The 13,910-nt window shown below is 67.4% G+C and carries 10 protein-coding genes and 2 pseudogenes; 5 read left to right on the plus strand and 7 right to left on the minus strand.

Annotated features, from left to right (window positions below):
• Positions 1-31: 31 nt before the first annotated feature.
• Both RJT68_RS08165 and RJT68_RS08170 read right to left on the minus strand, forming a co-directional pair.
• A pseudogene (locus RJT68_RS08165) lies at positions 32-1,462 on the minus strand (LAGLIDADG family homing endonuclease); the annotation flags it as partial.
• Positions 1,436-2,926 (minus strand): annotated as a pseudogene (locus tag RJT68_RS08170) (DNA topoisomerase I); the annotation flags it as partial. The pseudogenes RJT68_RS08165 and RJT68_RS08170, both read right to left, overlap by 27 nt.
• A gap of 401 nt (positions 2,927-3,327) precedes the next feature.
• Between RJT68_RS08170 and RJT68_RS08175 the strand changes: the two are divergent.
• The gene (locus RJT68_RS08175) at positions 3,328-4,800 is read left to right on the plus strand and encodes an MATE family efflux transporter (RefSeq protein ID WP_407040345.1); all 1,473 of its coding nucleotides are present in this window, start codon (positions 3,328-3,330) and stop codon (positions 4,798-4,800) included.
• Between the two features lie 49 nt (positions 4,801-4,849).
• Here the strand turns inward: RJT68_RS08175 and RJT68_RS08180 are convergent, their stop codons facing one another.
• From RJT68_RS08180 to RJT68_RS08190, 3 genes are all read right to left on the minus strand, one after another.
• Complete coding sequence (locus RJT68_RS08180; protein ID WP_407039867.1) at positions 4,850-6,442, minus strand: flippase; 1,593 nt, start codon at positions 6,440-6,442, stop codon at positions 4,850-4,852.
• Between the two features lie 209 nt (positions 6,443-6,651).
• Positions 6,652-7,053 (minus strand): FxLYD domain-containing protein, encoded by a 402-nt coding sequence (locus RJT68_RS08185; protein WP_407039868.1) that lies wholly within the window; start codon positions 7,051-7,053, stop codon positions 6,652-6,654.
• Between the two features lie 101 nt (positions 7,054-7,154).
• The gene (locus tag RJT68_RS08190; RefSeq protein ID WP_407039869.1) at positions 7,155-7,835 is read right to left on the minus strand and encodes an HD domain-containing protein; all 681 of its coding nucleotides are present in this window, start codon (positions 7,833-7,835) and stop codon (positions 7,155-7,157) included.
• A gap of 250 nt (positions 7,836-8,085) precedes the next feature.
• Here RJT68_RS08190 and RJT68_RS08195 point away from each other — a divergent pair, with 250 nt between their 5' ends.
• The 4 genes from RJT68_RS08195 to RJT68_RS08210 all read left to right on the plus strand — a co-directional run bounded on the left by RJT68_RS08195 (position 8,086) and on the right by RJT68_RS08210 (position 11,199).
• Entirely contained in the window at positions 8,086-8,514 is a 429-nt protein-coding gene (locus tag RJT68_RS08195) for a cobalamin B12-binding domain-containing protein (protein WP_407039870.1), read from the plus strand.
• Between the two features lie 2 nt (positions 8,515-8,516).
• Positions 8,517-9,629: a methylmalonyl Co-A mutase-associated GTPase MeaB gene (gene meaB / locus RJT68_RS08200; RefSeq protein WP_407039871.1), complete on the plus strand. Its 1,113-nt coding sequence runs from the start codon at positions 8,517-8,519 to the stop codon at positions 9,627-9,629.
• Between the two features lie 70 nt (positions 9,630-9,699).
• Positions 9,700-10,653, plus strand: a complete 954-nt coding sequence (locus tag RJT68_RS08205; RefSeq protein WP_407039872.1) for an alpha/beta fold hydrolase — start codon at positions 9,700-9,702, stop codon at positions 10,651-10,653.
• 99 nt (positions 10,654-10,752) lie between these two features.
• Complete coding sequence (locus tag RJT68_RS08210) at positions 10,753-11,199, plus strand: acyl-CoA thioesterase (RefSeq protein ID WP_407039873.1); 447 nt, start codon at positions 10,753-10,755, stop codon at positions 11,197-11,199.
• Positions 11,200-11,264: 65 nt separating this feature from the next.
• Here RJT68_RS08210 and RJT68_RS08215 read toward each other — a convergent pair whose 3' ends face one another.
• Both RJT68_RS08215 and gatB read right to left on the minus strand, forming a co-directional pair.
• Entirely contained in the window at positions 11,265-12,227 is a 963-nt protein-coding gene (locus RJT68_RS08215; protein ID WP_407039874.1) for an MBL fold metallo-hydrolase, read from the minus strand.
• 118 nt (positions 12,228-12,345) lie between these two features.
• The gene (gene gatB, locus RJT68_RS08220) at positions 12,346-13,830 is read right to left on the minus strand and encodes an Asp-tRNA(Asn)/Glu-tRNA(Gln) amidotransferase subunit GatB (protein WP_407039875.1); all 1,485 of its coding nucleotides are present in this window, start codon (positions 13,828-13,830) and stop codon (positions 12,346-12,348) included.
• Positions 13,831-13,910: the final 80 nt, after the last annotated feature.

A 13,910-nucleotide genomic window follows, 5' to 3' on the forward strand; every position in this document is an offset into this window, starting at 1 on the left:
ACTGCCGATGGCCATCGAGGCTTCTGTTGCTCCCCTCGATGATCGTCTCGACGTACCCATCGGATTTCAACTCTCGAATAGCCGACTGAACGGTACCGACGCTCGCATCGAGTTCCTCCGCAATGTCGGCGGTCGTGAGCGCGTTTTCCGTGAGCAGGTACAGGATTTGGGCTTTCCGTACGGTAACGTGCCGGGAGGTGAGACTGGCCAATCCGCGATAGAATTTCTCGTCGGCCACGATCGGAATCGTATCGAGGAACCGCTCAATATCGCGGCGGCCGCGCACGTAGAGTTTGTGCTGGTCTGCAGAGAGGGATGCGTCGATACCGAGCGACGCGAGCATCTCACGGATGTCTTCGAGAAGGTCGTGGTCGGTGTTCGAGATGAACGCCTTGCCGTCCGTAGTAATGTGGCCCTCGTCGTCGAAGAGTGCCCCGACGAAAGCCGGCTGTACGGCGGCCGGCATCGCGGTGAGACCGGCGGATTGGGCCGCTTCGAGCAGTTTAGCTAGTACACGCCCGGCTGCGCACGAGAGGTTCACTTGATACCGCTCTTTGTGGTGGGGTTCTCGCCCCTCCTGTTCCGAAATTGTCGGTTTGGACCCGAATATCGATTCTATATCCGAGACGAATCGATCGATCAACGCGCAGTCGGTGTTGTGGTACCTGACATCCACGACGTTCTCGTCTACATCGACGTGTATCGAGCCGTCTCCGAGTACATTTCCGATGATGCGAGCGAGTTCGACGGACCACTCGATCGGGAACGGGTTTTCGAACGTCGCCTCGTAGTTCAGCCCGTGGAGTTCGTCGGGTTCGATATCGAGTTCCGCCAGCAGCCAGACTGGGACGTCGCGTTCTCCACGCTCGTAGAGGCTCACGTGAGATTGGTCGATACCGAACCGGGCCGCGAACTCGTACTGCGTCTCTCCGGTATCTGCACGTTTTTTTGCAACTGCCTCGGCACAGCCCGATCCGTATAGTTTCGACGTTTTCGAACAAGCGGAGGCGAACGTCTCCCAATCGAGTAGCGGCTCACCAGCGTCCGGTTCTGCCACCGGGGGAACGAATCGTGACGTCAAAAGTTCGTCACCGGACTCGACGGTCCCTGCGGGAACGACGTGGAAGTCATCCGCTCGTCGGATGTACACCGGATGATCGTCGGTAACGCTGAACGATCCGCTCGGGGTCGTTATTTCGAGAATACGTTCGTCGTCTTCGATCGGCCGGCGGCTGACGAGCGTTTGCGACCGCTCGTCGATCGATGCGGTCGTCTCGTCGAACGAAATCGTCGTCGGCCCGTCCTCCGTGACGGCGATGTCTGTGTCGCCGTCGGCGATCGCAACGACCCCGCCCTCGAAGAGTTCCTCGATCGGCACACGTTCGATCTCGCATTCGTCGTCCACCCGGAGTACCCTCGTTCCCTCCGTCACGCACTTCGTGCCGATGCCCAGCTCCTCCATGGTCTCGATGAGTCGGGACTGCCCGTACCGGCGGGGCGGCTGGGTCTCCTTCTCCTCGAGGTCGACCTCGCTGACGGCGAGTTCCTCGCCCTCCTCGACGGCGGGGACGTAGTTCTCGCTGGTGTTGAAGTAGGGGTAGACGGCGTGGTAGCCGGCTTCGACGAGGCGCTTGCCGTTGGCCTTGAGGCGGTGTTCCTCGGCCTCGGCGACGACCTTGAGGTGCTCCCAGATCGCGGGCTCGGCGACGGTCGCGTAGAAGCGCCTGACGACGAGTTCGTACACCTTCCACTCGCCGTCGTTCACGTCGGTTCCGCGGACCGGGATCTCCCCCGTCGGGTGGATCGGGGGGTGGTCGGTGGTCTCCTCGTCGCCCTCGGTCGGGACGATGTCGTCGTCGTTCTCGAGGAGCGACTCGGCGGACTCGCCGAGGACTGGGTGGCCGACGAAGTCGTCGAGCAGCGCCTCGGGGTCGAGATCGTCGGGGTAGACGGTGTTGTCCGTTCGCGGGTACGTGATGTAGCCGGCGGTGTAGAGGTCCTCGGCGATCGACATGGCCCGTTTGGCCGAGAAGCCGATGGCGCTCGCCGCGCGGATGAACTGGGTCGTGTTGAACGGCGTCGGCGGCGCGTCGGTCCGGGTGCGGCGATTGACGTCGACGACGGTGGCGGCGTCGACGGTCGAGAGCGTCTCGTAGACCTCGTCCGCGACGGCCTCCTCCCAGACGCGCTCGGCCTCGTTGTCGTCCTCGTCGCGGTAGAAGTACTGGGCGCGGAACGACTCGGCGTCGTTTTTCGTGAGATCGGCGTAGAGTTCCCAGTACTCCTCGGGGTCGAACGCCTCGATCTCGCGCTCGCGGTCGACGATCAATTTGAGCGTCGGCGACTGGACCCGACCGACCGAGATGAAGTCGTTGCCGAGTTGTCCCGCCGACAGCGAGAGGAATCGGGTGAGCGCGGCGCCCCAGACGAGGTCGATGATCTGTCGGGCCTCGCCGGCGGCGGCGAGGTCGAAGTCGAGTTCGTCGGGCTGGTCGAAGGCGTTCTGCACCTCGTTCTCCGTGATCGAGGAGAACCGAACCCGGCGGATCGGGACGTCCTCGTTGACGTCGCGGACGATCTCGTAGGCCTCCTTGCCGATGAGTTCGCCCTCGCGGTCGTAGTCGGTCGCGATCGTGACGCGCTCGGCCCGTCGGGCCAGAATGCGCAGCGTCGCCACGATGTTCTCCTTCGTCGGCGTCTTCTCGACGCTCGCGTCGATCAGTTCGACGGGTTCGACGTCCCGCCAGTCGGAGTACTCCGGCGGGAAGTCGACGCCCACGACGTGGCCCGACAGCCCCACGCAGCGCTTGCCGCCCCACTCGTAGACGTTGACCCCGTTCTGGCGACTCGAGTCCATCGAACCGCCGCTCAGAATGTCGGCGATCCGTCGCGCTGCGTTGTCCTTCTCCGTGATGATCAGCTCCACCGCGGACCACCCCCAACGGACGGGCACGTCTCCAGCATTGTCGCCGGCTACGACCGTAGTTCGGATAACGCTTTCGCCCCTAATCGGCAGACAGCGCGGGTGTGCGTGCAGTCGGGCGACGCGCGCGGAGACGACCGTCCCGCACGAGTGTCATCAGCAAACACGTCCCGCCAGGGTTCCCGTTGGCTCGTCGGTCGCGACGACTCGAGTCACGACGCCCTCCGGAGAGTCTCGACGCCCTCCGGACCAACTCCAGGCGGGCGCGCATCGAAGTCGGGCCCGAAGTCGGCAACCGGGAACCGCGAGGCGAGCCCTTTTCCCGCGTCCGACCGACTCACGGACGGGTACGTACCGTGGTAGAAGGGAATCCGGAACCGGCGCCCGACCGCCAGCGCGTCGATATGACGACGGGGGCGATCCCCCCGAAGCTGTTGCGTCTCTCCTGGCCGCTGGTCCTCGGGAACCTGCTCCAGACGGTGTACAACCTGGCGGACATGTTCTGGGTCGGCCGCGTGAGTTCGGAGGCCGTCGCCGCCGTCTCCCTGATGTTCCCCCTCTCGTGGATGTTCGTCTCGACCGCGATGGGGATCACCGCCGCCACCATCGCGCTCGTCTCCCAGTACGTCGGCTCCGGGGACGATCGGTCGGCCGACCTCGTCGTCGCCCAGACCGTGTTGCTCACGCTCGCCGTCTCGAGCGTCCTCGCAGCCGTCGCCCTCGCGTTCAGGCGGCCGTTGCTGACTCTCATCGGCGCCCGCGGCGAGGTGTTCGTCGAGGCGCTGGCCTACGTCGAACTCATCTTCCTCGCGCTCCCGTTCACGTTCTGCTTCTTCGCCTTCCGCGCTTCGCTCCAGGGTGCGGGCGACACGAAGACGGCGATGTGGCTCGTGCTCGTCTCCGCCGGCGTCAACGTCGTCCTCGATCCGTTCTTCATCCTCGGCTGGGGACCGTTCCCCGCCATGGGAACGCGTGGCGCGGGCGTGGCCACCTTCCTCTCGCGGGCGCTGGCCACCGCCGCCGGAATCGCGGTCCTGCTCCATGGCGGGTTCGGCGTCCGCCTCCGCCTCGAGGACCTGACCCCGGACCTCGCCGTGCAGAAGCGGCTGGTCGACGTCGGCTACCCGGCGACGATCGACGGCTGGGCGCGAAGCTTCGCCGCGGTCGCGATGGCCGGCTTCGTCGCACGCTTCGGCGCGGCGCCGACCGCGGCCTACGGCATCGGCGTCCGGCTGATGTCGGTCACCTGGGCGGTCTCGGGGGCCGTCGGACAGGCGACCGCGACCGGGGTCGGGCAGAATCTCGGGGCGCGGGCGCCCGAACGCGCCGCCGCCGTCACGCGAACGGCCACGGCGGCCACGATGGTCCTCATCTTCGCCGTCGGGGCCGTCCTCGTCGCGTTCCCCGCTCGAGCGGTGCGAATCTTCGTGAACGATCCGGCCGTGATCCGGGAGGGCGTCACCTTCCTGCGCATCACGGCCCCCTTCTGGGCGCTGTTCGCCGGCGTGATGGTGATCCAGGGAGCGTTCCGGGGGGCGGGGAACACGCGGGAGGCGATGGCCCTCTCCTTCCTCTCCCGGTGGATCTTCCGGATCCCCCTCGCCCTCGCGCTCGCCTTCTCGTGGTCGGTGACCCTTCCCGTCTTCGGCGTCACGATCGAGGGGTTCGGCTGGGGGGTCGACGGCATCTGGTGGTCGTTCGCCGCCGGCATGGTCGTCGCGTTCGCCGTCGCCGTCGCCTGGTTCCGGCTAGGAACGTGGACGGAGGGGATCATCGACGAGGGCGAAGGAAGAGGAGCGTTCGAGGGGGAATCCGCCGCTCGAGAATCGGGCGAGACCGAACGGAGCGACTCGGATCCGGAGTTCGTCGACGACTGAGTACCGGGGTGACCGTCGACGTGACCCGCAGCACGGCCGGGGCCGGCGATCACCTCGACAATCGCGACGGGAGCCACTTCTCGAACGCGGGGGAGAACTGTGCGACCATGCGGGCGTCCTCGGCGGTGAACGCGTCGGTGGCGATCAGCGAGAGGGCGTACGTTCCGACGACGACGAGCGGCAGGACCGTCACAACGACCAGCGCCGAGTCGACGAGCAGGACGACCGGAACCCCGGCGATCGTCGCCGGTATTCCCGAGAGGACCACCTTGGCGAAGTCGCGCGTGAAGGGGTGGATCCCGTCGAGGTAGTAGCACTCGGCGATCGTGAGGAGGCCGACGAGGACGAGCGCCGTCGCCGATCCCACCGCGGCCCCCTCGATCCCGAGTACGGGGACGAGGGCCATCGACACGCCGAGGTTCGCGCCGAACAGGACCAGCGTGTTCCCGAAGACGACCCGGGAGTAGCCCATCCCCTGCAGGAGCGTTCCGTCCGGCCCGCCGAAGGTCACGTTGAACAGGAACGCCGTGGAGAGCAGGGCCACCACCGCGCTCGCGTCCGCGTACTGCGGCGTGTAGAACACCGACAGGTACTCGGGGGCCGCGAGCGAGAGCGTGATCGCGATCGGGAGGGTGAGTCCGGCGATCCACCGCGCCGCGACCCGGAACCGTCGCTCGACGAGGTCCCTGTCCTCACCCGATTCGGCGATCAGCGGCTTGAACACCGGCGAGAGTGAACCGAAGATGATCAGCAAACTCGAGCCGAGCATGTAGCCGACGCGGTAGATGCCGACGTCGCCGGAGTCGAGGTAGTAGCCGACCACGAAGTAATCGACCTGTCCCATCAGTACGAAGACGACGCTCGTCATCGCGAGGGGCACCGAGTACGTGGCGAGTCGTCGGAACGGCACGGACTCGAGGTCAGCCGCGGCGATCTTTCGTACCCTGGTGGCGAAGACGAACGCGCCGATCGCGAGGGCGACGAACAGGGCGATCACGTAGCCGCCGATCAAGCCGAGCAACCCGAATCCGGAGAGCAGGAGCGCGGCCGTCACGACGAAGCGAACCGTCGGGCGCAGGATGTCGTGGACGACCACGCGGTACTGGAGGCGCTTGACGCTGTAGTAGGATGTGAGCACGCACTTGTAGAGCCCCCGCATCGGGATCGTCACCGCGAGCAACAGGAGGGCGATCCGCATCGACGGCTCCCGGAAGAACTCCCCGACGAACCCGGCGCTCGCCGCGAGCGCGAGCGCCACGAGCGACGAAGTGACGAACACGGTGACCATCACCTTGACGATCACCCCTTTCGCCTTCCCGTGCTCGCCCTCGTTGAGGTACCGCGGGACGAAGTAATCGATCGCGAGCGGAAACCCGAGGTTCGCCGCCACCTGCGTGAAGAGGATGATCGACGTGGCCAACACGAACAGCCCGTAAATCGACGGGCTGACGAACCGCGTCATCAGCATGACGATGGCGTATCCGAGCGCGCCGCTGACGACGTTCCCGGCGAACGCGAGCCCCCCCTGTTTCGCGAGCGTCGAAACGCCCTCGTCGTGATCTCGCCGCGCGTCCGTTCCGATCCTCGAGACGCCGCCGTCGGGTTCGTGGTCCGGATCGGACACGGCGTCTCCGCCGGTCATTCGCGTCCCCCCACGCGGTGTGAACCGTGCGGCGTCCTCCTCGAGGTCGGTAGCGAAGCGCCCGCGTCGTTTGCGAATTCGTCCGTCCTCTCATCGTCAGTGTCGATCGGGGCGACCCGTCGGGTCGGCGGAGGGGCGGCGATCGCGTGGAGGGTTCGTCGATCGATCATGCGCGCTACGGGTATTCGTTCGACGCGTCGTCGGTCGTGTCAGACACCGGTTGCCGGCTCGAGTTCGTAGTCGGCCACCGCTGCGGCGTCCTCGCCGAAGTGGGGATACTCGATCGAGAACGCCTGCTCGTCGCCCGGGGGGATCTCCTCCTCGACGTACTCGAGGACGCTGTCGAGTTCCTCGCCCTCGTCGTCGTAGAAGGTCGCCCGGATCTCGACGTAGCTCAGCGGTCGCTCGCCGAGGTTCTTGACGACCCCCCAGACGACGACCCGCTCCTCGTCCGTGCCCCGTTCGTCGCGCACGAGGTCGTGCCGGACGATCTCGACGTCGACCGGGTCGGTGATGTCACCATCATCGTCGTCGAACACGTCGGCACACCCCGGGGCCACGGCCGCGAGGCCGACGGCGACGCCGGCTCCGAGGAGCGTCCGACGGTACATCTGTCAGGGTTGTACGGCTCGAGCCTTGAGCGTTGGGTCTCCGTCGCTCGACGGCCCGGGTTCGGACGAACACGAGGGCGTGACAGTTCGGCGGGGACCGATCAACGCTCGGACCCCATCCCGGCGATCTCGTCCTCGAGCCACTCGCGGAACCAGCGAACGCGCTTGAGCCGCTGGTGGGCGATGCTCTCGGCGGTGTCGCTCCGGACGCGGCTCGCGGCGTCGAAGCCGCGCTCGAGGACGCGCTCGACCATCTCGTCGGACTCCATGTGGGTGCGCGCCTCGTACCCCATGCGCAACAGCATCAGCGCGGTGCCGTTCGCGCCGACCTTGTCGAGCAGGTCGGCCTCGATCAGACACTGCGTCTCGAGCGAGAGGTCGCGCAGGTCGCCCTGGTAGGAGTGGTACTCGACGGCGCGACACACCTGGTCGACGAACGATTCGGGGTACTCTCCGCGGGACTCGAGGTACTCGCGCGCCACGCGGGCGCCCGCTTCGGCGTGCAGTTCCTGGTCCGCCTCGAGCTTCGCGACGTCGTGGAACAGGGCCGCGACGCGGGTGACGTCGACGTCCGCGCCCTCCTTGCGCGCGATCTTCTCGGCCAGGTCGACCACGTTGAGGATGTGGTTGTGTCGGTACTCCGCGGAGTGCCACGGGTACCAGCGCATGCGACCGCCCTCGTCTTCCTTCTCCACGCTCGCCGAGAGGTACTCGAAGACGAAGCGCTTCATCTCCTCGAACTCGGCGTCGGGCACCCTGGTCTCTTTTATTTCGACGCCCACGAGAGATCCCTCCGCAGCAGATGAACGGTAGTCATTGACAGGTTGTAGGTCCGATTCGCTCTTTAGCCTTTGGTTCGCCCCGGTTTCGCGAGACCGTCGTCGGGCCCCCGATCGCGACGATTTCTGGTTCGACGAGCGAGCGACGGGGAGCGGCTCCGATCGGTCGAAGCGGGTCCGGCGCGGACGTCGACCGGCGGGTCCGTCATCAATTTCCGATAAAGTCAAACAGCCGGCTCTGGAAGGGTGGGCTATGAGCAGCGAGCAGGAGCACGGGCAGGAGCGGGAGTCGATCCGGTGTCTCGTCGCCAAAGTGGGGCTCGACGGTCACGACCGCGGCGCGCACGTGATCGCGCGGGCGTTCCGCGACGCCGGCTTCGAGGTCATCTACTCCGGGCTGCACAAGGCGCCCGAGGAGATCGTCCAGGCGACGGTCCAGGAGGACGTCGACGTGCTGGGCATCTCCATCCTCTCGGGAGCCCACAACGCGCTCGTCCCGAAGATCATGGACGGCCTCGAGGAGTACGGCGCGAAGGATGACACCCTCGTGCTCGTCGGCGGCGTCATTCCGGAGGAGGACCGCCCGAAGCTGAAAGAGCAGGGCGTCGCTGCCATCTTCGGACCCGGCACCTCGATCGAGGAAACGATCGAATTCGTCCGCGAGAACGCCACGGAGCGATGACCATGGACGCAGACGACGAACGCCTCCTCGAGGAGCTCCTGGAGGGCAAACACCGCGCGCTGGCGCGCGTCATCTCGAAGATCGAGGACCGCGCGCCGGGCTACCGCGACCTCGTCTCCGAACTCTACCCGCACACCGGGAACGCGGAGGTGATCGGGATCACGGGGAGTCCCGGCGCCGGCAAGTCGACGCTCGTGGATAAACTCGCCGAGGCCTACCGCGACCGGGGCGAGACCGTCGGCGTGATCGCCATCGATCCGTCCTCGCCGTTCACGGGCGGCGCGGTGCTCGGCGATCGCATCCGCATGGCCTCGACCGTCGGCGACATGGACGTCTTCGTCCGCTCGATGAGCGCCCGGGGCACTCTCGGCGGCCTCTCGACGGCGACGACCGACGCCGTGACCGCCATGGACGCCTTCGGCAAGGACAGGATCATCATCGAGACCGTCGGCGCCGGCCAGAACGAGATCGACATCGTTCGCACCGCCGACACCGTCGCCGTCCTCGTCCCGCCAGGTTCCGGCGACTCCGTCCAGACGCTGAAAGCCGGGATCCTCGAGATCGCCGACGTGTTCGTCGTCAACAAGGCCGACCGCCCCGGCGCCGACCGCACCGTTCAGGAGCTGCTCGAGATGGTCGAACTCGACCAGGGGTCGGGCTTCGGCGGCCGCGCGGGACACCACGGCGCCGACGAGGCGTTCGCCGCTGACGCCGAAACCGACGCCGAGGGCGACTCGCAGTCGGACGACGCGGACGCCGAGGACGAGGACGGGTGGACGACCCCCATCGTCGAGACGGTCGCCACCGAGGGCGACGGGCTCGAGGAGTTCATGGCCGAACTCGAGAACCACCGGGCCTTCCTCGAGGCGTCCGGCAAACTCGCCGACCGCAACCGCCGCCGATTCGCGGAGGAGATTCGGACGCTCCTGCGCGAGGACGTCCACGCCGTGCTCGAGGCGGAACTCGAGCGCGCCGGCGGGATCGACGCGCTCGCCGACGCGGTCAGGACCGGCGAGACCGACCCCTACTCGATCGCCGACGCGGTCCTCGCGCCGGTCGAGGACTGCCTCGCGGAGCTGGACGCCGACGTCGAAGTCGAGTCGCAGTCGCACTAGCGGCGAGCGGTTCTCGAGGGTGTGAGCATCCGGCCGCAGTTCTAAGACGGTCCGGGTCGAACGACGAGCCATGAAGCTCCGAACGGCGCTCGGCGCGGCAGTCGGAACGGTCGGCGCGGCCGTCGTCGGCAACCGCGCGTTGCGATCGCGAGCCGGCGACCTCGAGAACCCGCTCCCCGGGATCGAACGCTCCTACCGGTGGCGCGGGATCGACGTCCGTTACACAGTCGCCGGCGACCCGAACGCGCCGGAGATGGTCCTCCTTCACGGCGTTCACGCCGCCGCCGGCAGCCACGAGTTCGAGCCCGTCGTCGAGTTGCTCTCGGAGGAGTTCCGCGTGTACGCGGTCGACCTCCCGGGATTCGGTCGCTCCGACCGGCCGCCGCTGGTCTACTCGCCGGGCCTCTACGCGGATTTCATCCGCGACTTCACGCGCGTCGTCACCACCGAACCGATCGTCGTCGCCTCCTCGCTGACCGGGGCGTTCGCCGTCGACGCCGTCGCGAACGCGGACGACTCCGACGTCGCGCGACTCGTGCTCGTCTGCCCGACCGACGAGACGATGAGCCAACCGCGCCCGCGAATCCGAACGCTGCTCCGCACGCCGGTCGTGGGAACCTCCCTGTTCAACGTCCTGGCGAGCAAACCCTCGATCCGTTACTTCTTCGACCGCGACGGGTACTACGACGCCGACCGACTCGACGATGACCACGTCGAGTACGCCTGGCGCAGCGCTCACCAGCCCGGCGCCCGCTACGCCCCGGCGTCGTTCATTTCGGGGACGCTCGACCCCGGTCCCGACTTCGACCTCCGGACCGAACTCGCCGCTCTCGAGACGCCGGTCACCCTCGTCTGGGGCCGGGACGCGAACCTCGTTCCGCTTCGAGAGGGCCGGGACCTGGCCGACGCGGCGGATCTGGAACTGGTCGTCATCGACTACGCGACACAGCTTCCCCACGCCGAGCACCCCGAGAAGTTCGTCGAGTACCTCTCGGCGGAACTGCCGCGGGTCGAACGCGACTGAACGGGCCTCGCGCGGTGGTGGGGGCGACCGCGACTGGTCCCCGCCGCCGACCGTTGCCGCCTCCGGTACGATTATTCCCGCTCGAGGGGCCGTTCCTGTATGACCGACGAGCCTACCGATCGCGAGGGCAGCGCCGACTTCCGGCCGGTGTACGAGAACCGGGTCCGCTTCGCCGAGACCGACATGCAGGGCGTCGTCTTCTACGGCGAGTACTTCACGTACCAGGACGAGGCCGTTTCGGCGTTCCTCCGGGCGATCGACTACCACTACGACCGCATGGTCGAGCGCGGCTGGCAGATCCACGTCGTCAACGCAGAACTGGATTACCGCGCGGGAGCTCGGTTCGAAGACGTCGTCGTCAACGAGATCCGCGTCGCAGCGTTCGGTACCTCGAGCGTCACATTCGAGCACCGTGCGCGGCGGCGAACCGACGACCGAACCCTGGCCGAGGGCACGGTCACCCACGTCGCCGTCGACGTCGAAACGGGCGACGTGACGCCCATTCCGGACGATTTCCGCGAGGCCGTCGCCGACTTCGAGGGCTGACTCGAGGTCGCGACGTGGGCGGGCGCGATACGGCCCGGTGAGCGAGGTGGCGACGAGTACGGTCCTCAGTCGAAGAGCCGATCGACCTCGAGCGATGGTTCGACGAGCCGATACTCCCGACCTTCGAGTTCCACGGCGCCCTCGTGGGCGAGGTGATCGAGGTGAGCGAACGCCTCGCCCGGACCGTGGACGATGTGGATGCCCTCGAGTCCTCCGAAGAGGTGCGCGCTCACGGTCCAGGCGTCCGCGGGGCCGTGTTCCGCGAGGACGTCGATCACGCGCCCGGTCCGCTCGCGGTGGTGCTCGAGGATCGTCAGCGCCCGATCGGTCGGTTCCTCGATGGGGTCGCGGTGACCGGGCCAGGCGCGCTCGTAATCCCGGTCCGCGATCCGTCGCAGCGTCTCGACGTACTGGGCGAGCGGACGGTCGACGCGGACGTCTGCACCGCCGACGTTCGGCGTGTAGACCGGGAGGATCGCGTCGCCGACGAACGCCTCCTCGCCGCCCTCGAGTTCGTAGCAACAGAGGCCGGCGGCGTGCCCCGGCGCGTGGAGCGCCGTGAGCGTTCGCCGGCCGACCTCGAGGACGTCTCCGTCCTCGATGGGCGTCACGTCCACCGGTTCCGGATCGACGCTCACGCCCTCGAACACCGCCTCGAGTTCCTCGCGCTTGTCGGCCGGGACGCCCCACCGCTCGAGGTACTCCCGCCGACGGTCGTGGAGGTCGGCGATAGCGTCGGGGTCGTTCGCCACGAGCGGCGCGTCGGCCTCGTGGACGTACACCGTCGCGCCGCCCTCGCGCTGGATCTCGCCCGCGAGGCCCGCGTGATCGGCGTGGAAGTGCGTCAGGACGACCGCGTCGACGTCCGCGAAGTCGTAGCCGCGCTCGAGGAGCCCGTCCCGCAGGTCCGCCTCCACGTCCGGCGTGGCGATTCCCGTGTCGACCAGCGCCAGGTCGTCGCCGTCGGCCAGCACGTACGCGTTGTTGTGTCCCTCGAACTCCTGGTTCCCCAGCGTGATTCGGTCCATGCCAGCAATACGCGCGGTCCCGCGTAATAATCGAACTGGTACCGGAAGCCCGGCGGGTGGCGAACGGGGGAAGGGGAAGAAATCGCTGGTCGCGGTCGAACGAGCGAACCGGGGCGGCTTAGCCCTCGAGTTCTGCGCGCAGCAGCTGGTTCACGTCGCCGGGGTCCGCGCTGCCGCCGGTCTTTTGCATCACCTGCCCGACGAGGAAGTTGATCGCGCCGTCCTCGCCGGCCTCGTAGTCCTCGACGGCCTCCGGGTTCTCGTCGATGGCCTCCTCGACCGCTCGCTGGACCTCGTCCTCGTCGGTCTTTCCGAGCCCCTCGGCCTCGACGATCGTGTCGGGGTCGGCTCCCTCGTCGAGCATCGTCCGGAGGACGACCTCTTTGGCGTTCTTCGCCGTGATCTCGTCCTCGGCGACGAGTTCGACCAGGCGTCGAACCTCGTCGAACCGCCCCTCGAGGTCCGTGATCGCCATGTCGCGGTAGTTGAGTTCGCCGAGCAGTTCGTCGGCGACCCACGTCGCCGCGAGGTCGGGGTCGAACTCGCTCGCGACGTCCTCGTAGAAGTCGGCGACCTGCTTCGTCGAGGTGAGCTTCGAAGCGGCCTCCCCGCTCAGGCCGTACTCCTCCCGGAACCGCTCGCGCCGGGCGGTCGGTAGCTCCGGAATGGCGATCTCTTCCTTCCAGTGGGAGACCCGCAACGGCGGCAGGTCCGCCTCGCGGAAGTAGCGGTAGTCCTTTTCGGCCTCCTTCGAGCGCATCGAAACCGTGATCCCGCGGGACTCGTCCCAGTGGCGCGTCTCCTGTTCGACGACGCGTCCCCGTCGGATAGCGTTCTTCTGCCGCGTCTCCTCGTAGGCCAGCGCCTTCTCGGCGCCCTTGTGGCTCGAGATGTTCTTGACCTCCGTCCGGTTGGCCGCCTCGAGGGAGTCCACGCCGATGGTCCCGTCCTCCGCGACGTTCTCGGTTTCGATGATCGAGAGGTTGGCGTCGACGCGCAGGCTGCCGTCGCGTGAGGCGTCGAAGACGCCGAGGTACTCGAGCACCTCCTCGAGTTCGGCGAGGAACGCCCGCACCTCCGCGGGGCGGCGGAAGTCGGGGGCCGTGACGATCTCCATCAGCGGCGTGCCGGCGCGGTTGTAGTCGACGCGGGTGTAGTCGGCGGTGTCGATGCTCCCGCCGACGTGCTGGAGGCTCCCCGGATCCTCCTCCAGGTGCGCGCGCTCGATCGTCACCGTGCGGCGCTCGCCCTCGACGGCGATCTCGAGTTCGCCGTCCCGACAGATCGGCTCGTCGTACTGGGTGATCTGGAAGTTCTTCGGCAGGTCGGGGTAGTAGTAGTTCTTGCGGTGAAAGCGCGTCTCCTCGGGGATGTCGGCGTCGATCGCCTTTCCGACCTTGACGGCCGCTTCGACGGCCGCCTCGTTGAGCACGGGTAGCGATCCGGGGAGACCGAGACAGACGGGACAGACGTGTTCGTTCGGTCCGTCGGCCGGCTCGGTCGAACAGCCGCAGAAGATCTTGGTGTCGGTCTCCAGCTGGACGTGGACCTCGAGCCCGATGACCGTGACGAGGTCCCCCCGCTGGACGGTTTGTGCGGTCATTGCGCCACGATTCGGCCCGGGCGGGGTAAAACGTAACGGGACGCTCCGCTGTCGGACTCGTTGGCCTTGGGATGGCCGAT

The sequence above is a fragment of the Halovalidus salilacus genome, from assembly GCF_031852275.1.
In the GTDB taxonomy this organism is placed as follows: Archaea; Halobacteriota; Halobacteria; order Halobacteriales; family Natrialbaceae; genus Halovalidus; species Halovalidus salilacus.